The organism is Kocuria sp. CPCC 205261, assembly GCF_040981025.1.
GTDB classification, from domain to species: domain Bacteria; phylum Actinomycetota; class Actinomycetes; order Actinomycetales; family Micrococcaceae; genus Kocuria; species Kocuria marina.
Genome location: NZ_JAVKPU010000002.1, coordinates 22,212 through 46,381, shown reverse-complemented (window position 1 = coordinate 46,381; position 24,170 = coordinate 22,212). Strand labels below are relative to the sequence as shown.

Annotated in this window: 19 protein-coding genes; 3 read left to right on the top strand and 16 right to left on the bottom strand. The window is 70.6% G+C overall.

What is annotated here, in order from left to right; genetic code table 11:
* Positions 1-190 precede the first annotated feature (190 nt).
* From RF646_RS03295 to dinB, 14 genes are all read right to left on the bottom strand, one after another.
* Positions 191-1,405, bottom strand: coding sequence for a cell division protein FtsQ/DivIB (locus RF646_RS03295; RefSeq protein ID WP_240918879.1), 1,215 nt, complete (start codon positions 1,403-1,405; stop codon positions 191-193).
* On the bottom strand, positions 1,405-2,811 hold the full coding sequence (murC, locus tag RF646_RS03290) for a UDP-N-acetylmuramate--L-alanine ligase (RefSeq protein ID WP_144996863.1): 1,407 nt from the start codon (positions 2,809-2,811) through the stop codon (positions 1,405-1,407). Before murC ends, RF646_RS03295 begins: the two co-directional genes overlap by 1 nt.
* Before the next feature lie 34 nt (positions 2,812-2,845).
* Positions 2,846-3,979 (bottom strand): undecaprenyldiphospho-muramoylpentapeptide beta-N-acetylglucosaminyltransferase, encoded by a 1,134-nt coding sequence (murG, locus tag RF646_RS03285; RefSeq protein ID WP_368835205.1) that lies wholly within the window; start codon positions 3,977-3,979, stop codon positions 2,846-2,848.
* Complete coding sequence (ftsW, locus tag RF646_RS03280) at positions 3,976-5,334, bottom strand: putative lipid II flippase FtsW (protein ID WP_368835204.1); 1,359 nt, start codon at positions 5,332-5,334, stop codon at positions 3,976-3,978. Before ftsW ends, murG begins: the two co-directional genes overlap by 4 nt.
* Positions 5,334-6,884 (bottom strand): UDP-N-acetylmuramoyl-L-alanine--D-glutamate ligase, encoded by a 1,551-nt coding sequence (gene murD / locus RF646_RS03275; RefSeq protein WP_167318595.1) that lies wholly within the window; start codon positions 6,882-6,884, stop codon positions 5,334-5,336. Before murD ends, ftsW begins: the two co-directional genes overlap by 1 nt.
* A 94-nt stretch (positions 6,885-6,978) precedes the next feature.
* Complete coding sequence (gene mraY / locus RF646_RS03270) at positions 6,979-8,112, bottom strand: phospho-N-acetylmuramoyl-pentapeptide-transferase (protein ID WP_167318596.1); 1,134 nt, start codon at positions 8,110-8,112, stop codon at positions 6,979-6,981.
* A gap of 4 nt (positions 8,113-8,116) precedes the next feature.
* A complete protein-coding gene (gene murF, locus RF646_RS03265) occupies positions 8,117-9,595 on the bottom strand; it encodes a UDP-N-acetylmuramoyl-tripeptide--D-alanyl-D-alanine ligase (RefSeq protein WP_368835203.1) in 1,479 nt (492 codons plus the stop codon).
* Positions 9,592-11,280 carry a UDP-N-acetylmuramoyl-L-alanyl-D-glutamate--2,6-diaminopimelate ligase gene (locus RF646_RS03260; RefSeq protein ID WP_368835202.1) on the bottom strand — a complete coding sequence of 563 codons (1,689 nt, stop codon included), beginning with the start codon at positions 11,278-11,280 and terminating at the stop codon, positions 9,592-9,594. The genes murF and RF646_RS03260 overlap by 4 nt, the downstream gene beginning before the upstream one ends.
* 97 nt (positions 11,281-11,377) lie before the next feature.
* Positions 11,378-13,231, bottom strand: coding sequence for a peptidoglycan D,D-transpeptidase FtsI family protein (locus tag RF646_RS03255; RefSeq protein WP_368835201.1), 1,854 nt, complete (start codon positions 13,229-13,231; stop codon positions 11,378-11,380).
* Between the two features lie 84 nt (positions 13,232-13,315).
* On the bottom strand, positions 13,316-13,936 hold the full coding sequence (locus RF646_RS03250) for a hypothetical protein (protein WP_368835200.1): 621 nt from the start codon (positions 13,934-13,936) through the stop codon (positions 13,316-13,318).
* Positions 13,933-14,916: a 16S rRNA (cytosine(1402)-N(4))-methyltransferase RsmH gene (rsmH, locus tag RF646_RS03245; protein ID WP_085105908.1), complete on the bottom strand. Its 984-nt coding sequence runs from the start codon at positions 14,914-14,916 to the stop codon at positions 13,933-13,935. Before rsmH ends, RF646_RS03250 begins: the two co-directional genes overlap by 4 nt.
* A gap of 244 nt (positions 14,917-15,160) precedes the next feature.
* Positions 15,161-15,592: a division/cell wall cluster transcriptional repressor MraZ gene (mraZ, locus tag RF646_RS03240; RefSeq protein ID WP_035961210.1), complete on the bottom strand. Its 432-nt coding sequence runs from the start codon at positions 15,590-15,592 to the stop codon at positions 15,161-15,163.
* A 265-nt stretch (positions 15,593-15,857) separates the two neighbouring features.
* Positions 15,858-16,259: a DUF3040 domain-containing protein gene (locus RF646_RS03235; RefSeq protein WP_085105907.1), complete on the bottom strand. Its 402-nt coding sequence runs from the start codon at positions 16,257-16,259 to the stop codon at positions 15,858-15,860.
* A gap of 53 nt (positions 16,260-16,312) precedes the next feature.
* Positions 16,313-17,551 (bottom strand): DNA polymerase IV, encoded by a 1,239-nt coding sequence (dinB, locus tag RF646_RS03230; RefSeq protein ID WP_085105906.1) that lies wholly within the window; start codon positions 17,549-17,551, stop codon positions 16,313-16,315.
* A 352-nt stretch (positions 17,552-17,903) separates the two neighbouring features.
* Between dinB and RF646_RS03225 the strand changes: the two genes are divergently transcribed.
* Positions 17,904-19,013, top strand: coding sequence for a polyprenyl synthetase family protein (locus RF646_RS03225; RefSeq protein ID WP_368835199.1), 1,110 nt, complete (start codon positions 17,904-17,906; stop codon positions 19,011-19,013).
* Between the two features lie 20 nt (positions 19,014-19,033).
* On the opposite strand, the gene RF646_RS03220 is transcribed toward RF646_RS03225, so the two are convergent.
* The gene (locus RF646_RS03220) at positions 19,034-19,420 is read right to left on the bottom strand and encodes an Rv2175c family DNA-binding protein (protein WP_131333104.1); all 387 of its coding nucleotides are present in this window, start codon (positions 19,418-19,420) and stop codon (positions 19,034-19,036) included.
* A gap of 142 nt (positions 19,421-19,562) precedes the next feature.
* On the opposite strand from RF646_RS03220, the gene RF646_RS03215 reads away from it, so the two are divergent.
* Both RF646_RS03215 and RF646_RS03210 read left to right on the top strand, forming a co-directional pair.
* Entirely contained in the window at positions 19,563-20,684 is a 1,122-nt protein-coding gene (locus RF646_RS03215) for a LysM peptidoglycan-binding domain-containing protein (RefSeq protein WP_368835198.1), read from the top strand.
* Between the two features lie 4 nt (positions 20,685-20,688).
* On the top strand, positions 20,689-22,617 hold the full coding sequence (locus RF646_RS03210; RefSeq protein WP_368835197.1) for a protein kinase: 1,929 nt from the start codon (positions 20,689-20,691) through the stop codon (positions 22,615-22,617).
* Between the two features lie 151 nt (positions 22,618-22,768).
* On the opposite strand, the gene RF646_RS03205 is transcribed toward RF646_RS03210, so the two are convergent.
* Complete coding sequence (locus tag RF646_RS03205; RefSeq protein WP_064845750.1) at positions 22,769-24,163, bottom strand: class II 3-deoxy-7-phosphoheptulonate synthase; 1,395 nt, start codon at positions 24,161-24,163, stop codon at positions 22,769-22,771.
* Positions 24,164-24,170 lie beyond the last annotated feature (7 nt).

The window sequence follows — 24,170 nt, the reverse complement described above, 5'->3', positions numbered from 1 at the left end:
GCTTCAACCTTGAGGTGAAACTCGTGAGGTATTGACACCCGCGGGTGCAATATTCCGATCAGGGCAAGGATAACAACCCCGCCCGGTTCTCCGTATCATGCTCCCACGTGTTACCGGAGTTTGCCATAAATCCCCTGGTCACGCCCAACTTTGAAGTTTCAGGAACTGGTTGAACGATTCCGACCCCTTCTCACCGGACCACGGGGTGCAGTGGTGCGGACACGTCGATGAGCGTGGCGTCCTTGGTGGCGTCCGAGTTCACGAGGGCGGCCACGACCTGGGATTTCAGTTCGCTCTCCCCCGCGTCCCCCCACAGGACCTTCTTGCCGCCCTTGAGGGTCAGCTCCACAGTTGAGCCGGACGGGGCGTCGGCCGCGTCCAAACGGGACAGCACATCCGCCGGCAGAGCGGCCAGGACCTCGGACACGTCGGTGAACTTCTGGGTGCTCAAGACACCCCGGCCACCCGCCACGAGGGGCACGTCCGGGCGCTGGGCGCGGGGCACCGTGCTGAGGGGTTTGCCCTCCGAATCAACGAGCACCAGGTTGGCTGCGTCCTCGACCACGGCCACCCCCACGCGTTCGTGCAGGTGCACCGTGATGGTGTGCGGGGGTCGCAACACCACGTCCACCGATTTCACTTGGGGGACGTCGCCGACCGAGTCCATGATCTCCTGCTTGGAGATCCGGGTCATGGGGACTCCCTCGTACCCGGCCAGGGCCTGCTCCACCGTGCGGGGGTCCGTGAGGGTCGCACCCTGCACGTCGATCGTGCGGGTCGCGAACAACGGCGAGAAGAAGACCACGAGCGCCAGCGCCGCGAGCACCACGAGGCTCAGCAGCAGTGCGAGCAGGCGGCGGCGCCGGGCGCGCCGATGCGGGCTCGGCGGGAACGGGACCACGGTCGTGGAGTCCTCGTCGGGCTCGACCGCCGTCTCCTCGGGTGCCTCCTCGGTGGCGCGAGCGGCCCGGCGCTGGGCCCGCCACGTCGAGAACCGTCCACCGGCACTCGGCACGGCCTCGAGTTCGTCCGTGGCCACACGCGTGACCTTGGCACCGCCGTGCACGCGGACGAGGGTCTGTTCGTCCGGGGCAACGCCCATCGCGTCCTCGGGCGCGCTGCCGCGGCCGCGCGCGGACCTCGACCCACCCGAGGACGCACCGGGCGTGCGTCCCCGCGATCCCCGACCCACGGCCGACGACCCCATTCCGGTGGGGCTCGACGTCGGGAACGGGAGGTCCGCGTCCCACGGGGTCGAGGCGTCCGTCCCGGTCCCGGAGATGTCAGAGATGCCGGACGGGTCGGCGGTTCCGGACGGGTCGGCGGCGTCGCGCGCGGCGGCGTCGTCCGCGTCGAACGGAGCGCCGCCCACACGGGGCTGGTGCGGAGGGACGGAGCGTGCCATCAGCGCTGCGCCAACGCGGAGAGGATCCGCGGCCCGAGAGCGGTCACGTCACCGGCGCCGATCGTCATGATCACGTCCCCGGGACGCGCACGGGCCACCACGGTCTCGATCGCCTCCTCGGCGCTCGGGGTGGAGACCACCCGGTCGTCGGAGGCGTGTCCGGTGATCGCGGCGCCGGTGATCCCCGGCTGGGGTTCCTCGCGCGCGCCGAAGACGTCCGTGACGCACGCGAGGTCTGCGATCTCGAGGGCGCGGCAGAACGCCTCCGCGAACTCCCGGGTGCGCGAGTACAGGTGGGGTTGGAACACAGCGAGCACGCGGTGACCCTGGGCGACGTCGCGCGCGGCCGTGAGCGCGGCGGCGACCTCCGTGGGGTGGTGAGCGTAGTCGTCGAAGACCCGCACCCCGCCGTCCTCGCCCTTGGGGTCGAAGCGCCGTGACGAACCGTGGAACGAGCCCAGGCCCTCGGCGAGCAGGTCCGGGTCCGCGCCCGCGGCGAGGCCCGCGGTGAACGCCGCCGCGGCGTCGGCCACGTTGTGCGCTCCGGGAACGGCGAGCGTGAGCGCCACGGTGCGCCGGGCGCCGTCGTGGTCGAACGTGAGCGTGCAGGACGAGCCCGTGCCGTGCGGCGTGGCGTCCAGGACGACGACGTCCGCTGCCGGGTCCTGCCCGTACGTGAGCACGGCCTCCCCGCAGTCCCGACGACGGCGCGCGAGCCGGTCCGCGCCCGGATCGTCCGCGCACGCCACGAGGGTCCCACCGGGGCGGATGGTGTCGCAGAACGCCTCGAACGCGGCGTAGAACGCTTCCGCGCTGCCGTAGTGGTCCAGGTGGTCCGGTTCCACGTTGGTGATGATTGCGATCCGCGGGTGGTAGGTCAGGAAGGAGCCGTCCGACTCGTCGGCCTCAGCCACGAACCAGTCGCCGGAACCGAAGCCCGCATTGGCGCCGAGATCCGGGACGTGGGCGCCCACGGCCCAGGACGGGTCCATGCCGGCCGCCTGCAGGGCCACGGCGGCCATCGAACTCGTGGTCGTCTTCCCGTGCGTCCCCGCGACCGCGATCACGTTCCTGCCGTGCATCGCCGCAGCGAGTGCCTGCGAGCGGTGCAGGATCCGCGCACCCGCGGCACGTGCGGCGGCCAGTTCCAGGTTCGTCTCCTTGATTGCCGTGGAGACGACCACCGTGGCGGCGTCGGCCACGTGGGCCGCGGACTGCCCCACGAACACCGTGGCTCCCAGCGCCTCGAGCTGCCGCAACCCGGCCGAGTCCTTCGCGTCCGAACCGCTCACCGCCACACCGCGCGCGAGCAGCAACCGCGCGACCGCGGACATGCCCGCCCCGCCCATGCCGATGAAGTGCACGCGGCCCAGGCCGTGGGGATCGAGGGGTTGCTGGGTGTTCACTGGTTCTCCTGGGGACGTGGGGGGGGGAAGGTTTTCAGCGGCGGGCGTGGTCGAGGGTGAGCCGGGCCATCACCTGCGCGGCGTCGCGGACACCGTGGGCGGCAGAGGCCTGGGCCATGCGATCGAGCCGGGGAGCGTCGGTCACGAGCGGGACCACGGTCTCGCGGTAGAACGCGGCGGTGAACTCGGCGTCCCGCACGATCTCGGCACCACCCGCGGCTACGATGGAGCGGGCATTGAGTGCCTGCTCACCGTTACCGATGGGCAGGGGCACGAAAACGGCGGGCAGACCCACGGCGGCGACCTCGCACACCGTGGCCGCGCCTGCGCGGGCCACGAGCAGGTCCGCGGCCGCGTAGACCTTCTCCATCCCGTCCACGTACTCGGTCTGGACGTAGTTCGGCGCGCGCAGCAGCTCGCCGTCCGGGGTGCGCACTTCCTTGGCGCGCCCCGTCACGTGCAGCAGCTGGTACCCGTGCCGCGCGACCTCCCCCGCAATCGCGGCCACGGTCCGGTTCAGGGACTGGGCACCGGAGGAACCACCCGTGACCACCACGGTGGGCAGGTCCGGGTCCAGCCCAAGCGCCGCGCGGGCCTGCGCGCGTTCCGCGGTCCGGTCCAGCGTGGCGATCTCACGCCGCATGGGCATGCCCACGGTGCGCGCACCACGCAGCGGGGTGTCCGGGAAGGCGGTCGCCACGACGGACGCGAACCGGGCGCCCACCCGGTTCGCCATCCCGGGCTTGGCGTTGGCCTCGTGGATCACCATGGGGATCCGACGCCTCGCGGCCGCGAGGTACACGGGCGTGCACACGTACCCGCCCACGCCCACGACCACCGTGGCCTGTTGCGCGTCCAAGATCCGGCCGGCCTGGCGCACCGCGGCGGACAGCCGACGCGGCAGGCGCGCGAGGTCCAGGGACGGCTTGCGGGGCAGGGGCACGCGGTCGATCAGTTCGAGGGGTACACCGGCCTGCGGGACGAGCCGCGTCTCCATGCCGGAGGCAGTGCCCACGGCGCACACCGTGGCGTCCGCGCGCAACTGCTGCACGGCGTCGGCGATGGCCAGCAGGGGGCTGATGTGCCCCGCGGTGCCGCCACCGGCGAGCACCACGCGGGCGGATCCGGCCCGCTTTTGCTGGTGGTCGATGTCGTGCGTGGTTGTCATTCTCGTCCCTTTCCGAACCGCTGGGTCACGCGCTGCGCCCACGACGTCCGGGGGCGTTCCGGTTGCGTGGCCAGCCCGCGCTCGTAGGCCTCCTGGTCGTCCAGGATCTGGGTGCCCGATGCCGCCCCGGACCGTCCGGGACCCACACGCACCGAGCGCGGGACCCGGGCGAAGGACATGACCACGCCCACGGCCGCCATGGTCATCAGCAGCGCGGATCCACCGTAGCTGATGAAGGGCAGCGGGATACCGATCACCGGGAGCAGGCCAGTGACCATGCCCAGGTTCACGAAGGCCTGGCCCACGAGCCACGTGGCCACGCACGCGGTGGTGATCCGCACGAACGTGCTGCGGGTGCGCAACAGGATCCGGGCCATGGCCACGACCATCACGATGAACAGCGCCAGGATGATCACGGTACCCACGAGGCCGAGTTCCTCGCCGATGATCGAGAAGATGTAGTCGTTGTGGGCCTCGGGCACGTAGTTGTATTTGAGCCGGGACTGGCCGAGCCCCACGCCCCACCAGCCGCCGGTGGCCAGGGCGTTGAGTCCTTGCTGTGCCTGCCAGCACGCGTCCGTGGCGCCGCACTCCCCGAACAGCCACCCGGTGATCCGGTCCAGACGGTGCGGCGCAGTGATCACGAGGAACAACCCGCCCAGGACGAGGCCGGCCGCGCCCACGAGGAAGATCTTCAGGGGTGCGCGCGCGAACCACAGTGCCGCGGCGTAGATGAGGCAGAACACGATGGCCGTACCGGCATCCCCGCCGGCCAGCGTGAGGAGGGTGGGGACCAGGAATCCCACGACGGAGGGCCACAGGGCCGGCTTCCAGTGCTGCGCGACCGCATCTCCCTGGCGCGCGAACATCGCCGCGAGCCAGATACACAGCGCGAGCTTGGCGAACTCCGAGGGCTGGAACGACTGACCGCCCAGCACGAGCCAGTTGCGGTTGCCGTTGACCTCCCGCCCCAGGGGTGTGAACACGAGCAGGGACACGAGCACGCTGAGACCCCACAGCACCCACGCGATCCGCGTGTAGAAGTGGGGTGGCACCATCGACAGCGCGAACATCGCGATCAACCCCACGACCCCGAACAGCGCCTGGCGCGCGAACAGGGCGTACGCCGAGCGACTGTCGGAGATCGATTCCACCGCGGACGCGGAGAGCACCATCATCACGCCGATGCCGGTGAGCAACACCACGCACCCGGCCAGGGCGTAGTAGGAGTGGAAGAGCGGGCCGTCGGTGAGCTGGTGCCACCAGCCGCGCATCCTGGTGCTCAGGGCGATCGATCGGGTGCCCGGCTGCGCGGGCTCGGCTGCCCGGGGACGTTCGGGGGTGCGGGTGGCCATCAGAACCCCAATTCTTCGTGCACGACGTGCATGAACGCGTTGCCGCGGTCCGCGTAGTCGGCGAACTGGTCCATGGACGCGGCCGCCGGTGCCATCAGCACGGTGTCTTTGGGCTCGGCGTGTTCACGGGCCAACCGCACGGCCCGGCGCATCACGGCGTGCCCGTCGGTCGGGTCGATGCCGGAGTCGTCCGGTGCGGTGCCGCCCTGGCCCGGGGTCGCCGCGAGGACGGGCACGTCCGGGGCCAGGCGGGAGAGCGCGTCCAACAGGGCGGCGTCGTCCGTGCCGATCACGACGACCGCGCGCAGCCGGCCCGCGTTGCGCTCCACGAGGGTGTCGTACGTGACGCCCTTGGAGAGCCCGCCGGCGATCCAGACCACGGAGTCGAACGCGGACAGGGACGCCTGCGCGGCGTGCGGGTTGGTGGCCTTGGAGTCGTTGATCCAGCGCACCCCGTCCGATTCGGCCACGAGCTGGATCCTGTGTTCACCGGGGCGGTGGGCGCGCAGTCCGTCCCGTACGGCCTCGGGGCTCACCCCGGCGGCGCGCGCGAGCGCCGCGGCGGCGAGCGCGTTGGCCACGATGTGGCGCGTGGGGATGGAGCCGGTGTCCTCGATCGATCCGATCTCGGCGGCGGTCGTGGCGCGCTCTGCGACGAACGCGCGGTCCACGAGCAGGTCGTCCACCACGCCCACCATGGACAGCCCCGGGGTCTGCGTGGTGAAGCCCACCGCGCGGCAGCCCTCGAGCACGTCCGCTTCCTCTACGAGTTCCTCCGCGCCGTCCTGTTCGGCGTTGTATACGCACGCGACCCGCGTGTTCTCGTATACACGGGACTTGTCCGCGCGGTAGTTCTCGAAATTGCCGTGCCAGTCCACGTGGTCCTGGGCCACGTTGAGCACCACGGAGGCCAGGGGCGAGACGGAGTGCGTCCAGTGCAGTTGGAAGCTGGACAATTCCACAGCCAGGACGTCGTACTCCACGGGATCGCGCAGTGCGTCCAGGATGGGCGTGCCCACGTTGCCCACGGCCACGGCCTTGAGCCCGGCGGCCTGCAGGATGGAGGCGGTCATGCCCACGGTCGTCGTCTTGCCGTTCGTGCCCGTGATGCACACCCATTCGGGGGTCTTGCGCCCCGCGCGGCGGTTCACGCGCCACGCGAGCTCCACGTCACCCCAGATCTGGATGCCCTCCTCGCGCGCCGCGGCGAGCAGCGGGTGGGTGGGTGGGAAGCCCGGGGACGTGATCACGACGTCCGGGCGGGCCCCGGCCACGTCCGGGACGCTCGTCATGGCGTCCGGCCCCAGGACGACGTCGCTCGCGCCCACGATCTTCAGGGTGTCCGCGCTCTGCCGGTTGCGTTCGGTGTCCCGGGAGTCCAGGACGGTGACGAGCGCACCGAGTTCGATCAGGGTGTCCGCCGCGGCGAAACCCGAGACCCCGATCCCGGCGACCACGGCGCGCAGACCGGACCAGGGCGCGTCCCAGCTGGTCAGCTCCGCGAGGCGGGGGTTGTCCAGGACGGGGTTGTCGTTGCTCGCGTGCATCATGTCTGGTCTGTGCCTCATCCTCGTGTCGGTCGTGGGTGGTCTCGCGGGTGACCGGCGCGCTCCGCCACCCGAGAGCGGGGTGCGCGCCGCGCGGTCAGTGCAGCGCTTCCGCGCCGGGGAACGCGCCGCCGTTGTGCAGCAACCAGTCACCGTAGAACACACCGAGCGCGGCGGCCACGAACAGACCGGCGATGATCCAGAATCGGACCACGATCGTGACCTCCTGCCAGCCCTTGAGCTCGAAGTGGTGTTGCAACGGGGCCATCTTGAAGATGCGTTTGCCGTGGGAGAGCTTGAAGTAGCCCACCTGCAGGATCACGGACAGGGTGATGATCACGAACAGGCCGGCGATCAGGATCAGCAGCAGTTCGGTGCGGGAGAGCACCGCGAACGCCGCGAGCGCGCCGCCCAGGCCGAGCGAGCCCGTGTCCCCCATGAAGATCTTCGCCGGGGACGTGTTCCACCACAGGAACCCGATGAGCGCACCCACCAGGGCCGCGGCCACGATCGAGAGGTCCATGGGATCCCGAACCTCGTAGCACGCCGCCTGTGCCACGTTCTCGCACAGGTGCCCGGCCTGCCACAGTGTGATGAGCATGTACCCGCTGAACACCAGGATGGACGCGCCCGTGGCGAGCCCGTCCAGACCGTCCGTGAGGTTCACGGCGTTGGTGGTTCCGGTGGCGATCAGATTCACCCAGATCACGAACAGGATGGCCCCCACGATCGGCCCGGCGAATGCGAGGTCCACGCCGGTGTCCCGGGTCCAGGAGATCGCCGTGGAGGCCGGAGTGTTGCCCGCCTCGTCCGGGAAGAACAACACGAGCAGGGCGAACGCGATGCCGATGGCCCCCTGCAGGGCCATCTTCCCGGCCGCGGTCAGCCCCAGGTTCTGTTTCTTGGAGATCTTCTTGAAGTCGTCCAGGAACCCCACCAGCCCCATGCCGAGCATCAGGCCGAGCGCCAGGACGCCCGAGAGGGTGATCCCACCGTTCTCAGGCCACGCGATCACGCTGATCAGGTGGGTCACCAGATAGGCGGCCACGACCGAGAGCAGGATGGCCACGCCACCCATGGTGGGGGTGCCGCGCTTGGTCTGGTGAGACGTGGGTCCGTCGTCCCGGATGTACTGGCCGTACCCGCGCCGGGCGAGCACCCGGATCAGGGCGGGCGTACCGAAGATCGAGAACACGAGGCCGAGCCCCGCTGCCACGAGCAATTGGATCACGGGCTCAACCCTCCTGGTGGTTCGTGTCGGTGGTGGCCTGGGCCACCCGGTCCCCCAGGTGCTGCAACCCCGCGGCGTTGGACGCCTTGAACAACACGATGTCCCCCGGGCGCAGCGTGTCACTCAGGTACTGCTCGGCGTGCTCGGTGTCCGGGACCCAGGCCGCTTCCTCACCCCACGAGCCCTCCAGGGTCGCAGCGGTGTAGACCGGCCGGGCGACCTCCCCCACGGCCACGACATGCGAGACGTTCAACCGCACGAGCAACTGCCCGAGGTCCGCGTGGGCGGTGATGGACTCGTCACCGAGTTCGAACATGCCACCCAGCACGGCGATCGTGCGCCGCGCGGGGTGCTCCTCGTCCCCGCGGCCCAATTGGGCGAGGGTCTGCAGGGCGGCCCGCATGGACTGCGGGTTAGCGTTGTAGGCGTCGTTGATCACGGTCACGCCGTCCGGGCGCTCCGTGCGTTCCATCCGCCACCGCGAGCGAGGGCCGCGGCCCGTCAGACCCGCTGCGATCTCGGCCGCGGGGACCCCGGCGCCGAAGGCCACGGCGGCCGCGGCCAGCAGGTTGGTCACATGGTGCGCACCGATCAGCTGCGAGTGCACCGGGTGGGCGGAGCCGTCCGGGAAGTGCAGCGTGAAGGCGGGGCACCCGTCGGTACCGACGGTCACGTCCTCGGCCCACACGCGCGGGTCCTCGTGGGCCGGGTCGTGGGCGTCGGGTCCCTGCCCGAAGGAGATGATGCGCGCGTCGGTGCGCTCGCGCATGGCACGCACGCGGGCGTCGTCGTCGTTGAGCACCGCGGTGCCGTGCGCGGAGAGGCCCTCGACCATCTCGCCCTTGGCGCGCGCGATGTTCTCCACGCCACCGAACTCGCCCGCGTGGGCCGATCCCACGCACAGTACGGCGCCCACGTCCGGGCGGACGGTGTCGCACAGGTAGCGGATGTTGCCGATGTGCGTGGCGCCCATCTCGATCACGAAGTACTCGGTGTCTTCGGTGGCCGTGAACACCGTGAGCGGGACACCCACCTCGCCGTTGTACGAGTTGCGCGGCGCGACCGTGGGGCCCTGCGCGGCGAAGATCCCGTGCAGCAGGTCCTTGGTGGTCGTCTTGCCCACCGAACCCGTCACGGCCACCACGGTGACCGGGTGCACGGCACGCAACTGCTCGAGCACGTGGCTCGCGAGCGCGCCCATCGCAAGCACCACGTCTGCCACGACGACGCACGGGTACGGAGCCCCCGCGTCGTCGGTCACCACGCGTTCGGTCAGGTGCAGCACCGCGCCGGATTCGGCCGCGACGGGCACGAAGCGGTGCCCGTCCGTGGTCTCACCCGGCTTGGCGACGAACAACGCGCCGTCCGTGACTTCCCGGGAATCGGTCGTGACGGAGGTGACGGTCACGGACTCGGGGTCCGGGACCCCCGCGAGCTCACCGTTCACGGCCCGCGCGAGCTGCGCGGCGGACATGGCAATCATTGCTGCTCCTTCGTGTCCGCGTGCAACGCCGCCAGGGCGTCCCGCAGCTCTTCACGGTCGTCCAGGTGCACGACCACGCCGTTGAAATCCATGGCGGTCTCGTGACCGCGGCCCGCCACGATGATGGCGTCGTCCGGGTGGGCCATGCGCACTGCTGTGCGGATCGCGGTCGCGCGCGGTTCGATGACCAGCACGTCCGTGGCGCGAGCATGGTTCGCGACGGCCTCACGAGCGCCCTGCGCGACTTGCTCCCGGATGGGCGCGGGTTCCTCGGCGTGGGGATCGTCGTCCGTGATGATCACGACGTCCGCCTCCTCCGCCGCGACCCGGCCCATGATGGGGCGCTTGGTGGTGTCGCGCTCGCCGGTGGCGCCGAAGACCACGATCACGCGACCGCGCCCGTCCTCGGGGGTCACGGCGCGCAGCGAGCGCGCGAGCGCGTCCGGGTTGTGCGCGAAGTCCACGAGGGACGTGGGCCGCGTGCCCACAAGTTCCATGCGTCCGGGCACGCCCGCGCTCAGGGGGTCGTGCTCGTCCAGGACGCGTTGCAGGGTGTCCAGTGCCACGCCGGAGTCCAGGACCATGAGCACGGCCAGCGCCGCGTTGGCCACGTTGAACTCACCGGGCAGTCCCGTGTGCATGTCCAGCGCGCGCCCGTCCGTGTGCCGCAGCGTGAACGAGTGACCGATGCCCCGGCGGGTCAGCGAGCGCAGGGTCCAGTCCGCGGCATCCGACCCGCCGGTCCCGACGGGGGCGGTGCCTTCCGCATCGCTCGCGTCCTGACGCGTTCCTTCCGGGCCGCGCAGGGCAACGGTCGTGACGTTCTCCGCACCCAGGTTTTTGCGGGCCCGCTGCGCCATCGCGGCGCTCCACGGGTCTCCGTCCCCCAGCACGACGACGCCGCGGCTCGTGCGCTCGCGCGTGAACAACCGCGCCTTGGCCTCGAAATACTCGGCCATGGACCCGTGCAGGTCCAGGTGGTCCTGGGTGAGATTGGTGAACCCAGCGACGTCGTAGTGCACCCCGTCCACCCGGTGGAACTCGAGGGCGTGGGACGAGACCTCCATGACGGTGGCGGTGATCCCGCGTTCACGGGTCAGGGCCAGCAGGGAATGCACGTGCGGAGCCTCTGGCGTGGTCATGTGTGACGGGATGGGTGTGTCCCCCGCGAGGATCTCGATGGTGCCGATCAACCCGGTCATGTGGCCCAGGGCGCGCAGGATCGAGGTGATGAAGTAGGTCGTGGTGGTCTTGCCGTTGGTGCCGGTCACCGCGAAGAGCTCCTGGCCGGTGCCGTCCGCCGGTTGGGAATCGTAGACCGCGCGGGCCACCGGACCCACCCATGAACGGGGTTCGGGGCTCACGAGCACCGGCAGGCCCACGCCCGCCTCGACCACGGACCGCGCGCCGTCCGGATCGGTGAGGATCGCCACGGCACCGGACGCGGCGGCGTCGGCGGCGAATCGCGCCCCGTGGACCTTGGCGCCGGGCAGCGCGGCGTAGAGATCACCCGGCTGCACCTCCCGCGAGTTCAGGACCACTCCCGTGACGGGAGCGGTGGTCCCCGTGGGGGCGGGGACCACCCGCGCGCCCGTGAGCCGCGCGAGCTCCTCGAGCGAGTGGGCCACGGGCCGGGACGGACGCAGACTCTGCGCGTCGGTCCCTTCTTGGGCAGATGCCACCATAGAAATCCTCTTCGAACCTGTCTGTGGACGTACCCCGTCCACCCGGGCCGGTGTCTCACCGGTCGTTGCTGCCGCCATGTGCTTCTGTGTGGGAAGTTTAGTCCTGGGACTCGTCCCTCCCCGGCTGCGGCCACGTTTGCTCGAGCGCGTTCGTGGGTGTCACGTCCCGGTCCACGTTCTGCGGCACCTGCATGTCGAACGTGGGCCCCGTGGTGGTGGAGGGCGCCACGTTGAAGTGGTGCAGCACCTGGGACATGATCGTGGAGAACGTGCTCGTCACGCCCAGGGTGCGCACGTCCCCCTGGGGGCGCTGCATGGTGATCGCCACGAGGTACTGAGGGTCCTCCATGGGGGCCACACCCACGAAGGACGTGGTGTAGCCCTCGTACCCGCCGCTCTCGCTCGGCGCCTCGGCCGTACCCGTCTTACCACCCACGCGGTATCCCGGCACGGCCGCTTCCTTGGCGCCGCCCTGCGTGACCACGTTCTCCATGATGTCCAGCGTCTGCTGCGCGGCGGACTCGGAGAGCACCTGTTTGGGTTCAGGACGTTCGGGGTGCGTGACCGTCCCGTCCGGCGCGGTCACGGAGTCCACGAGGCGCGGTTCGATCTGACGGCCCTTGTTCGCGACCGCCTGGAAGATCGACGCCGTGCGCAACGGGGTCTGGGACACGCCCTGACCGAACAACACCGTGTACTCCTGACGCGGGTCCCACTGATCCGCGGGCGCCAGGATGCCCGTGGACTCCCCCGGCAGTTCGATGCCCGTGGCGGAACCCACCCCGAAGTTCGCGAGGTTGTCGTGGCGGGCCTGCTTGTCCATCTTGGAACCCATGATCACGGTGCCCGTGTTCATGGAGTCCGCGATGATCCCCGCGACCGTGCGGTTCTGGGTGCCGTGGTCGAACGCGTCGGTGATCTTCTCGGAACCGATCTGCAGGTACGGCGGGACCGTGATCTCCGTGGTGGGGGACACGATCCCCCGGTCCAGGGCGCCGGCCACCGTGGCGATCTTCTCCGTGGAACCGGGCTCCACGGCCTGGGACACGGCGCGCGAACCGAGGTCGGCGGCGTCGGCCTTGCCCGGGACGTTGGGGTCCACCGAGGAGGTGTCCGCGAGCGCCAGGACCTTGCCGGTCTTGACGTCCATGACCACGGCCGTGCCCCATTCGGCCTTGAGCTGCTTGGCCCGTTCGCGCACGGCCTGCTCCGCGAAGAACTGGACGTCGCTGTCGAGCGAGAGCTTGACGTTCGAACCGTTCTCGGCGGCCTTCTGTTCCTGCGGGGCCACGGGGATGCGCACGCCGTCGCCGGAGATCTCGAAGCGGCGCTCGCCGTCGGTGCCGCGCAACAGGGAGTCCTGGGTCTGTTCGATCCCGCCGAGGGCCTGGTTGTCCCCGCCCAGGAACCCGACCACGGAACCGCCCAGGGAACCGTCCGGATAGCTGCGCTGGAACGTGGGCTGGCCGTAGATGTACGGCAGGTTCAACTCCCGCAGGGCGTTGTACTGCTCGGGGGTTACGCCCCGCGCCACGTAGTTGAAGCTCTTGTCCCCGTCCAGCGCGGCCTTCACGTCCGTGTCCTTCATGCCCAGGGCGTCCGCGATCTTGTACACGGCCTGCGTGGGGGTCACGGTCTCGGTGGAACCGTCCTTGTGGGGCACGGTCACGGCGGCGACGGCGCTCTGGTCCACGGTGATGTCGTAGCGCTGCAGTGTGCGGGCCAGCACCGTGCCACGGCTGTCGGTGATCTCCCCGCGCACCGCGGGGATGGACTCCACGAGCGTGCGCTGGGCGGCCGCGGCCTCGGCCCGGCCCCCGGGGTCCAGCCCCTGGACCCAGAACAGGCGGCCCACCACGAGAAGCAACAGGACCAGCAGGAAGGCGATGCCCACGTGCATGCGCGAATAGGGCCGGAACAGTCGGTTCTTGCGCGCTGACGATGCTGACACGGTCTTCCTCGATTCCTGGACTTCAGCGTGGTGGGGCCACCTCCGACGGGTTCTACTCCCGGTCCGCGGCGCGGACCGGCGCGTTCACTGGCCAGGCGCGCGCTGCGACGGCGCGGGGATGGAGCCCCCGTTGAGATCCCGGGACTCGTCGGCCTTCTGGGCCGCTTGACGCTGGGCGGTCTTCTTGTCCGCTTCTTCCTTGGCGCGCTTCTCCGCGCGTTCCTCGGCGGCGATCCGGTTCGCCTCCGCGGCGTCGGAACCCTTCATCTGCGCGGGCGGCACGAGGATGTTCTGCGCGTCCGTTTTCTCCGCGGGGGCGCTCGGGGCCGTGACGGCACCCGTGCCGAGCTGGATGCTCCCCACATCCTTGGCCGGGACCATGCCCAGGTCGTTGGCGCGGGCGGCCAGGTTCTGCGGCGCGGAATTGGCCTCGATATCCTGAGTGAGCGCCTCGTTCTCCTGGGAGAGAGCGCGCTGCTGACCCGTGAGCTCGGTCAACTGGTACTGCCCCTGGGTGATCTGGATGTTGAGCAACAGGATGCCCACGAGAGCTGCGGCCAGGGCGAGGGTGCACATGACCACGGTGGAGACCCGGCTGCGGCGGGCCGTGCGGCGCGGCACCACGGAGAGCGGCCTACGCCCGTCCGCCCCCCGGCCCGAGGGGTCACCCGACGACGGGGGCGAGGCCGACGTCGCACTGCTCATCGCTCACTCCCTGGTCTCGTGGTCTCCCGGAGCCGCTCGACGGCACGCAACCTGGCCGAGGCGGCCCGGGGGTTGTCCCGGACCTCCTGCTCGCCGGCGCGTTCCGCACCGCGGGTGAGAACCTTCAGCGTGGGCTGGTGTTCCGGCAGTTCCACGGGAAAACCTCTGGGGGCCGTGGAACGTGCACCGCGAGTGAACTCCTGCTTGACAATTCTGTCCTCCAGGGAGTGGTAACTCATGGCGAGGACACGCCCTCCCACCCTGACAGTTTCCACGGCGGCGGGCACGGCACGCTCCAGGACGTCGAGTTCCTCGTTGACCTCGATCCGCAACGCCTGGAAGGTCTGCTTGGCCGGGTGGCCCTTCTTGTGCTGGGCCGCGGCGGGGACCGCGGAGCGGACCACGTCCACGAGCTGGGCGGTCGTGCGCAGCGGGGCCTCGGTACGGGCGGCGACGATGGCGCGCGCGATCCGCGGCGCGAAGCGGTCTTCGCCCCAGCGGTAGATGATGTCCTTGAGCTGGGCCTCCGAGTACTCGTTGACCACGGTGTACGCGGACAGTTCCGCCCGGGAGTTCATGCGCATGTCCAGGGGGGCGTCGAACGAGTACGCGAAGCCGCGCTCGCGTTCGTCCAGCTGCAGTGAGGACACCCCGAGGTCGAACAGGATGCCGTCCACCCGGTCCACGCCGGCGGTTGCGGCGGCCTGATCGATGTGGTCGTACGTGGTGTGGATGCCCGTGAACCGCTCCCCGAAGTGCGCAAGGCGTTCCCCGGCGAGGTCGAGGGCCTGGGGGTCCCGGTCGATCCCGACCACGCGCAACCCCGGGAAGCGTTCGAGCATGGCGTGGGTGTGCCCGCCCATGCCCAGGGTCGCGTCCACGACCACGGGGTGTTCGGTGTCCAACGCCGGCGCGAGCAGGTCCAGACAGCGCTCCAGCATCACGGGGATGTGTCGTTGCTCGGCGGGGGCGTGGTCCATGCCGGGCTCCTGGTCTGTTGCGGATCGTGCGGGTACTACGGGTCGCAGGTCTCGGTGCGCACGGCACCGATGTCCTCCGGGGGCATCCTACGGTGCGCCCGGACACCAGATCCCCATCCGCCGCTCGCCCCTCGAATCCGGCCTGACTCGGGGGAAGTCGAGTCAGGACGGTGACGTGGGCGGCTGGAGATCTCATGTCCGGGGACGGCACCGGCGGGGGTCCCGCGCGGTGGTCCTCGGGTGATCAGAACAGCCCGGGTATGACCTCGTCCTCCGTGGCGGAGAAAGCCGCTTCCTTCTCCGCCAGGTACTGCTGCCACGAGGCCGCATCCCAGATCTCGGCGCGGCTGCCCGCCCCGATCACCGCCAGTTCCCGGTCCAGGCCCGCGTACGAGCGCAGGGACGCCGGAATGGTGATGCGACCTTGCTTGTCCGGGACCTCGTCCGATGCCCCGGAGAGAAAAACGCGGATGTAATCCCTGGCCTGCTTGGACGACAACGGGGCCGCCCGCATCTGTTCGTGGACCCTGGCGAACTCCTGCGCGCTGAACACGTACAGGCAGCGTTCCTGCCCTCGGGTCAGCACGAGTCCGTCCGCCAGTTCGGCCCGGAACTTGGCCGGGAGAATCAGCCTGGCCTTGTCGTCCAAACGCGGTTCGTATGTTCCGAGAAACACAGCCACCGCCTTCGAATCAGGGCCAGCCCAACCCTCGCTTCTCTACCACGCTCCACTTTACTCCACTGCCCTCCCCCGTCAACGCGCATCCCCTCCACGGCACGCCACGACGGCGCTGCCCCGGGGCGTCGTCGACATCCCTTTCCCGGCGTGGTCTGCGGGCACGCCGGAGACGATGGGTCCGGACATGAAAGAACTCCCCGACGCGGTGCCGGGGAGTTCTCGGAAGTTCTACGGGCTGGACAGCCTGCGGGGAGGCTCAGTGCTAACCCTGATTGCGTTTGTCCCACTTCTCCTCGAGGTTCTGGAGGAAAGTGGAGGACTTGCGTGGACCGGAGGAACCGCGGCCGGACGGCCCGTTCCCGGGGTTTCCGGGATTGGCGGCGCCCTTGCCCGGGGTGGCCCGGCCCCGCACGGTGGCCACGTACGCGCCGGCGGCCATCACGATGAAGCCCAACACGCCCACGATGATCAGTTGCAGGGCGACCCCGGCGAGCAGGACGCCCAGGCCAACCACGGCGATCACGACCCCCAGCACGACGTTGCGCATGGACCCGCGCCCCCGAACCGCTTCGGTGTGCATGGTCGACGCGAAGCGGGGGTCGTCGTCGTGCAACTGCTTCTCGAGCTGGGCGAGAAGCTGTTGTTCGTGCTCGGAGAGAGGCACGATTCCTCCTGTGGTGTTGAGGGAGCGAGGCGGGGGCGGTACGGCTGCCTTCCTCACGTACCGTCCAGAATATCCCGTGCGGGACGGATTGGCATCGTCGTTTCCATGAGTTTGGCTGGGCGTACAATTCCGGGGCCGAATCGGTGGTGCACGCGGTCCATGGCTTCCTCCGCGGCACCCCATTCCTCCTCCCGTCCGTCCAGGCTCAACTGGAACGCGTGATCGGCCCCGGTGAGCTTCTCCGCCCTGATGCCCACGAGCCGCACGGCCTGCGCTCGCGGGCCCAGGCCGTCCAGTAGCGCGCACGCTTCGGTGTAGAGATCGTGGGCCGCGGTGACGGGGTGACTCAGCGTCCTGGAGCGGGTGATGGTCGAAAAATCGGCGTAGCGCAGCTTGAGTCCCACGCGCCCGGCGCGCAGTCCGTGCCTGCGCAACCGGACCGCGGTGTCGTGGGCCAGGCCCAGCAGCACACGTTTCAGAGCCGCACTGTCGGCGACGTCGCGCTGGAACGTCCGTTCGGCCCCGATGCTCTTCTCCTCGCGCGCGGGCGTCACGGGACGGGGGTCGTGGCCGGTGGCCAATTGTTTCAAATGTGTCCCGGACGCGGTGCCCACGAGCGCGTGCAACCGGGGCAACGGCGTGGCGGCGATGTCCCCGACCGTGGACAGCCCGGCGGACTGCAGGATCTCAGAGGTGCGCTTGCCCACCCCCCACAACTTGCCCACCGGCAGCTGTGCCAGGAACGCGAGGGTGTGCTCGGGCGTCACCACGAGCAGCCCGTCCGGCTTGCAGTACGCGGAGGCGATCTTGGCGACCGTCTTGTTCTCCGCGACCCCCACGGAGGCGGTGAGTCCCGTGCGTTCGTGGATCACGCGCCGCAGGGTCCGGGCGATCTCGACGGGCGGTCCGCTGCGCCGGATCGCCCCGGACACGTCCACGAACGCCTCGTCCACGCTCAGCTGCTCCACGCGGTCCGTGACCGAGCGGAAGATGTCCATCACGATCCGTGAGTAATGGGTGTACGCCTCGCGATGCGGTTCGAGCACCACCGCGGAGGGGCAGCGAGCGCGGGCCTGGGACACGGGCATCGCGGAGTTCACGCCGTACTGGCGGGCTTCGTAGGACGCGGAGAGCACCACCGAGCGCGGACCGGAACCGGCCACGATCACGGGGCGGCCGCGGTACTGGGGGGCGTTGAGCAGTTCCACGCCCACGTAGAACATGTCCATGTCCACGTGCAGGATGGCGCAGCGCCGGTACTCGGCCAGTTGCTGCGGACTCGGCCCGCCCATGGCGCCTCCTTCCACGACCCTCCGGCATCGGGAACCCATCGCCACGCGGGACCCGTCCGGATCGAGACCCGTTGATGACGGACATGCCACCCGCGCGGGATCTGGTTCGTCTTTCATAAGCCTAGGAAGGGGCTCCGACACGCACACGGGCCACGGCACCACGAACTTATCCGACCCCGGGCCGCTCGACGGGGCGGCACCGCTACGCATCCGCGGCGCCGCGTCCGGTTAGGCTGGTCGGGCGCCCGCGGGGCGGCCCGGCGTCGTGGAGCCCGTGCCCGTGACGCCCGCCGCGACCCGCGGTACCGCGCAGCGCGGCCGACAGCATCCCCTCGATCAAAGGTGCCCTGGCATGACCCCTCCCGACGCGTCCGTCACCGCGACGCAACAGGACCGTGACTTCTCCGCGCTCCTGGACGAGCGGATCACCGAGTTCTTCGCGCGGGAACGCGAACGGGTCACCGGGATCTCCCCGCACGCGACCGTGCTCGTGGACGCGATCGAAGACCTCACGCGCGGCGGCAAGCGCCTGCGCGCACGGCTGTGCTACTGGGGCTGGCGCGCGGCTGGCGGGGCCGTGGCGGACGACGTCGCCGTGGCCGCCGCGGCGTCCCTCGAACTTTTCCAGACCGCGGCGCTGATCCACGACGACATCCTGGACCGCTCGGACACGCGCCGCGGCAAGCCCAGTGTGCACCGCGTTTTCGAGGCCCTGCACCGCGACGCCGGGTGGTCCGCGGACGCCGCCCACTTCGGGGTCAGCGCGGCCGTCCTCACCGGGGACATGAGCCTGTCCTTCGCGGAACAACTCTTCGCCGACGCCACCGCGCGGGTCGCCGCGGACGCGGCCGCGACCGCACGGGAGATCTTCTCCACGATGCGCACCGAGGTCATGGCCGGGCAGTACCTGGACATCCATGCGGAGGTCGCTCCCGCCGTGGGCGACCCCGAGGAACAACTCGAGCGTGCCATGACCGTGCTGCGCTACAAGTCCGCCAAGTACTCGGTAGAGCACCCCGTGGAGATCGGCGCGGCACTCGCCGGCGCGGACCGCGCGTTCCTCGCGGACTGCTCCGCGTTCGCGCTGCCGGTCGGCGAGGCTTTCCAATTGCGCGATGACGTCCTGGGGGTCTTCGGCGACCCGGAGACCACGGGCAAGCCCGCCGGGGACGACATCCGCGAGGGCAAGCGCACCGCGCTGATCGCACTGTGCGCGGCATCGAGTTCGGCCGAGGACATCGCGTGGCTCGAATCGGTGCTCGGCCGCGCGGAACTCACCGAGCAGGAGGTGCACCGCGCGCGGGACCTCATGTGGGACAGCGGCGCCCACGCGCGCTCGGAGGACCTCATCGCGTCCCTCGTGCGCACCGCGGACACGCAGCTGGCGCGCTTGCGCACCGACGACATCGCCCGGGCCGGACTGCAGGCGCTCGCCGACGCCGCCGTGCGCCGCGCCAAGTAGGCCGCCTCAGCGGGCGGGTGTCACCAGCCCAGGGCCTGGGCCCTGCGGCGCACCTCGGTCTTCTGGCCACGGCGCAGCGCGTCGATGGGCCGCCCGGGCAGGGACTCGTCCTCGGTGAACAGCCAGCGAATCGCCTGGGCGTCCGTGTAGGCGGCATCCCGCAGGACGGCCACGGTCCCCTTGAGGGAGTCCACGGGGCGGTCGCCGTCCATGAATTCGGCGGGGACCACACGCACGCGGTCTTCGGGTCGGCGCACCTCGAGCAGGGCGCCGTCGTCCACGAGCCGGTGCACCCGGGTGATCTGGATGTCCATGGCCTCGGCGATGTCGGGAAGGTAGGTCCACTCGCCCACCAACGAGTCGAGTTCGGCGAATTCCTGGGCGGAGAGATCGGTTGAGTAGTTCACGAACCCTACTGTGCCACGGCGCACCGACCGGCTCACACACCGGTCGCGACCAGGGGTCGGGTAATCTGGGGGCACCGTGCTGTACCGGAGGGTGCCGCCGGATCTTCCCCCGTTCCCCCGTCCAGAGGTAGGAATCGCGAACATGCCGGTTGACCCGCCCCACGACCGCCGGTCCCCCCGTTCCACATGGTCCCGCCGCGCCGCGCAGGGCTCCGCCGCCGCGCTGGCCGCCCTCACCGCCCTGGGCACCGTGGGTTCCGCGCACGCCGCGCCGGCGCCCGCCCCGAACGTCCACGTGGCGCAGCATGCCCAGTCCACGCACGCGACCGTGGCCCCCGGGGACTCCCTGTGGTCCCTGGCGACCGCCCACGGGGTGCGAGTCCAGGACCTGATGAGCGTCAACAAGCTCCCGGCCCACGGCATGATCCGCCCCGGCCAGCGGCTCGTGATCCCGGGATCGGACCGCGCTCCCGCCTCCTCCTCCGCGGCCGCATCGCGCGCCGACGACGCAGACCCGGCCGGCTCCGACCGCGGCGGCTCCCGGCGCCACACCGTGGCCGCCGGTCACACCCTGTGGGACCTCGCGCAGCGCTACGGCGTGAGCGTGGCCGAGCTTATGCGGGCCAACGGGGTCTCCGCTGCCTCCGTGTTGCGCCCGGGCCAGGGACTCACGATCCCGGGCGGGGCGGCGGGACCCGCCCGAGCGGCGTCGTCGTCCGAACCCGCCGCGACGGTGCGTGACGCTGGCACGGCCGCGGCCCCGAAGCACAAGGCCGCCGTGGGTGACACGTTCGCGGGCCGCACGTACCCCCGCGAGGTCGTGGAGTCCGCGAACCGACACCACGCCCAGTTGCAGCAGCGCCAACTGCCGGCCCCGGAGCAGATCCGCGAGATGGTGCGAGCGACCGCCCAGGAGTTGGGGGTGGACCCGGCGCTCGCGCTCGCCCACGCCTCGCAGGAATCCGGGTTCCGCCACGGGGTGGTCTCCCCCGCGGACGCCGTGGGCACCATGCAGGTGATCCCGTCCGCCGGTGAGTGGGCGTCCGCGATGGTGGGTCGGGACCTGGACCTGCTGGACCCCCAGGACAACATCACCGCGGGGGTCGCGCTGATCCGGGAGCTGCAGGCCAAGGCCCCCAACAGGGCCGCGGGGATCGGCGCCTACTATCAGGGACTGCACGGCGTGAAGACGTACGGTATGTACCCCGACACCAAGGCGTACGTGAAAGCCGTGAGCGCACAGGAACGAGAATTTGCCCAGTAGCAGCATGAACGACCACCGCGTGGGATCCCTGCTGGAGGGCCGGTACCAGGTCCGCCGCCTGATCGCCCGCGGTGGTACGGCCACGGTCTACGAGGGGCTCGACGAACGGCTCGAACGTCCCGTGGCCCTGAAGATCATGCACCCCCACGTCGCGGACGACCCGTCCTTCGTGGCCAGGGCACGGCGTGAGGCCAAGTCCGCCGCGCGCCTGCACCACCCCAACGTGGTGGCCGTCCTGGACCAGGGTCACACCGCGGATGGCGTGCTCTACCTGGTCCTGGAATACGTGGACGGGCCCACTCTGCGCGACGTCGTGGCCCATGAGGCGCCCATGACACCGCGCCGCACGCTCGACCTGCTGATCCCCGTGCTGCGCGGCCTCACCCAGGCGCACCGGATCGGCCTGGTCCACCGGGACGTGAAGCCCGAGAACGTCCTGCTGACCCGGGGCGGGCAGGTCAAGGTGGCCGACTTCGGACTGACCCGCGCCGTGGACGAGCACACCACGAGCACCACGGTCATGGGCACGGTGGGCTACGCCGCCCCCGAACTCGTGGGGGACGGCCCCGTGGACCAGCGCAGCGACGTCTACGCCGTGGGGATCATGGCGTACGAGATGCTCACGGGCTCACGCCCGTACACCGGTACCGCCCTGCAGGTCGCGACCGCCCACGTGAGCCGGGACGTCCCCGCCCCCGGTGGGCTCGCGCAGGGCGTCCCCGCTGCGCTCGACGAGTTCGTGCTGCGCGCGACGTCCCGCGACGCTGCCCAGCGCCCCGCCGACGCCGCGGCGCTGCTGGACCTCGCGCTGGCCATCCGACGCTCGCTGCCCGGGCAGATCGACCCGCCCTCACTGCGGGACACGGACACGGTCGTCCTGGGAGGCGGGTCCCACGCCTCGACGGCTGCGGCGGCGGTCGCCGGAGGGGCACTGGCCGGCGCTGCGGGAGCGTCCGCCGCTGCCGGCGCGGCCACCGTTCCCACCGCGGGAGGCGACGCCGCCGAGGCGCCGACGCAGGCACTCGGCGGAGTACCCACGGAGGCCCTCGGCGATGCGGGAGCGGATCCCACCGGGGAGAACGCCACCACCCCGCTCGGTAGTCAGCACACGCATGGAATGGGCCGTCCCGGCGAGCGCGGGGCCGGTGCGCCGATCCTGCCCGCCTTCGAGCCCGACGCGACCGGGACCATCGCCATGACCCAGGTGGGCTCCACCGCCCACCGCTCCCGCGACACACCCCGGGTCCGGCTGAACCCCCAGCCCCCTGCCCTGCACCTGGCCGTGGGCGCCGTGGTCTTCGCGCTGCTGCTCTCGGTGGCCGGATTCCTGGGCTGGTGGCTCGGCTCGGCCCCCGGGGCGGCGTCCGCGACCGTCCCTGCCGTCGCGGGTCAAGACACCGCAACCGCGGAACGCGCCCTCAACAGCGCGGGCATCTCCAACGTGGGCGTGCGCTCGACCACGAGCCCCGAGGTCCCGCAGGGCATCGTGATCGCCACGGATCCCGGGGTCTCCACCACCGTGCGCGGTATCGAGCAGGTCAACCTGGTGGTCTCCGAGGGTCCCGCCCGCGTGAGCGTTCCCACCGTGGTCGGTTCAGCGGGCGACGACGCCCGGGCCGCGATCACCGGCGCCGGGCTGCGCGTGGGCGAGATCTCGCGGGAGTACTCCGCGCAGGCCGTGGACACCGTGCTCGGGCAGTCCCCCGCTGCGGGGACGAGCGTGGACGAGGGCACGACCGTGGCCCTGACCCTCGCCGCGGACACCCCGCAGGGTGCACCGCCCAACGTGGTGGGCCAGGACGCGGACTCCGCCCGGCAGAGCCTCGAGGAGCAGGGGTACACGGTGGAGATCAACTCACCCGTTGGTTCCCACCTCAACCGGGTCGTGCGCCAGCGTGAGGACGGGAACACGGTGATCCTCACCGTGTTGTGACGGTCGTGCGGACACGACCGCATGAGTGGCGACCGTGCTGTCACGACCACGCCGTGACACCCGCGCCCCGAAGGCGATGACGACACGGACGCCTTACACACGAAAGATGACCCCGGCACCAACGGTGCCGGGGTCATCGCATGTCAATGGATCAGTTCTGCTGGGAGAGGTACTCCGCGACCAGGAACGCGATCTCCAGGGACTGCATGTGGTTCAACCGGGGGTCGCACAGCGTCTCGTAACGTTCGGCGAACGAGGACTCGTTGACCGGGTCGGACCCGCCCAGGCACTCCGCGACGTCGTCACCGGTCATCTCCACGTGGATGCCGCCCGGGAACGTACCCAGCGCACGGTGCACCTCGAAGAAGCCGCGGACCTCATCCACGACGTCGTCGAAGTTGCGGGTCTTGTACCCCGAGGGCAGCGAGACCGTGTTGCCGTGCATGGGGTCCGTGACCCACACGGGCTTGGCACCCGACGCCTCCACGGCCTGAATCACCGGGGGCAGCTTCTCGCGGATGTTCTTGGCACCCATGCGGGTGATGAACGTCAGGCGACCCGGCTCGCGCTCGGGGTCCAGGGCATCGATGAGCCGCAGGGCGTCGTCGCCCGTGGTGGACGGGCCGAGCTTGACGCCGATGGGATTGCGCAACCGGGAGAGTAGGTCCACGTGCGCGCCGTCGAGTTCGCGCGTGCGCTCCCCGATCCACAGGAAGTGCGCGGATGTGCCGTACGGCAGGTTCGTGCGGGAGTCGATGCGGGTCAGTGCACGCTCGTAGTCAAGCAGCAGCGCCTCGTGCCCCGCGAAGAACTCGGTGGTCTTGAGAGCGTCGAAGTCGGAGCCGCACGCGGCCATGAACTTCACCGCGTGGTCGATCTCGCGCGCCATGGACTCGTAGCGGGCGTATGCCGGGTTGGCCGCGAAGCCCATGTTCCACGCGTGCACGCGGCGCAGGTCCGCGAACCCGCCCTGGGTGAAGGCGCGAATCAGGTTCAGCGTGGACGCGGACGTGTGGTAGCCGCGCACCATCCGCTTGGGATCGTGGACGCGGGACTCCTCGGTGAAGTCGAAACCGTTGACCATCTCCCCACGGAACGAGGGCAGGGTCACGCCGTCGCGGGTCTCGTCGTTGGACGAACGCGGCTTGGAGAACTGCCCCGCCATGCGCCCCATCTTGACCACGGGCAGCGACGCGCCGTACGTGAGCACCACGGCCATCTGCAGCAGCGTGCGCACCCGGGCCGAGATCTTGTCCGCGGTGGCACCGGCAAACGTCTCGGCGCAGTCGCCGCCCTGCAGGAAGAACGCCTCACCGTTGGCCACCTGGGCCAGGCGCGCGCGCAGCCGGTCGACCTCCCCCGCGAACACGAGGGGCGGGACGGCGTTGAGCTCCTGCATGCTGCTCGCGAAGTCGGGGTGCTGCGCCCACTGGGGGTGCTGACCGATCGTCTTGTCCCGCCACTCGTCCAGGCCGGGATAGTTCGCCGCGCTCGGGGAGGGGGACGACACGGTTCGGATCTGTTCAGGCAGCGTTATGGAACTCATTCGGACA

Excerpts from the sequence above, each read along its gene's own strand:
- RF646_RS03295 (WP_240918879.1), bottom strand. The coding sequence starts at position 1,405 with ATGGCACGCTCCGTCCCTCCGCACCAGCCCCGTGTGGGCGGCGCTCCG.
- murG (WP_368835205.1), bottom strand. The coding sequence starts at position 3,979 with ATGACAACCACGCACGACATCGACCACCAGCAAAAGCGGGCCGGATCC.
- ftsW (WP_368835204.1), bottom strand. The coding sequence starts at position 5,334 with ATGGCCACCCGCACCCCCGAACGTCCCCGGGCAGCCGAGCCCGCGCAG.
- murD (WP_167318595.1), bottom strand. The coding sequence starts at position 6,884 with ATGATGCACGCGAGCAACGACAACCCCGTCCTGGACAACCCCCGCCTC.
- murF (WP_368835203.1), bottom strand. The coding sequence starts at position 9,595 with ATGATTGCCATGTCCGCCGCGCAGCTCGCGCGGGCCGTGAACGGTGAG.
- RF646_RS03260 (WP_368835202.1), bottom strand. The coding sequence starts at position 11,280 with ATGGTGGCATCTGCCCAAGAAGGGACCGACGCGCAGAGTCTGCGTCCG.
- RF646_RS03250 (WP_368835200.1), bottom strand. The coding sequence starts at position 13,936 with ATGAGCAGTGCGACGTCGGCCTCGCCCCCGTCGTCGGGTGACCCCTCG.
- rsmH (WP_085105908.1), bottom strand. The coding sequence starts at position 14,916 with ATGGACCACGCCCCCGCCGAGCAACGACACATCCCCGTGATGCTGGAG.
- dinB (WP_085105906.1), bottom strand. The coding sequence starts at position 17,551 with ATGGGCGGGCCGAGTCCGCAGCAACTGGCCGAGTACCGGCGCTGCGCC.
- RF646_RS03225 (WP_368835199.1), top strand. The coding sequence starts at position 17,904 with ATGACCCCTCCCGACGCGTCCGTCACCGCGACGCAACAGGACCGTGAC.
- RF646_RS03215 (WP_368835198.1), top strand. The coding sequence starts at position 19,563 with ATGCCGGTTGACCCGCCCCACGACCGCCGGTCCCCCCGTTCCACATGG.
- RF646_RS03210 (WP_368835197.1), top strand. The coding sequence starts at position 20,689 with ATGAACGACCACCGCGTGGGATCCCTGCTGGAGGGCCGGTACCAGGTC.
- RF646_RS03205 (WP_064845750.1), bottom strand. The coding sequence starts at position 24,163 with ATGAGTTCCATAACGCTGCCTGAACAGATCCGAACCGTGTCGTCCCCC.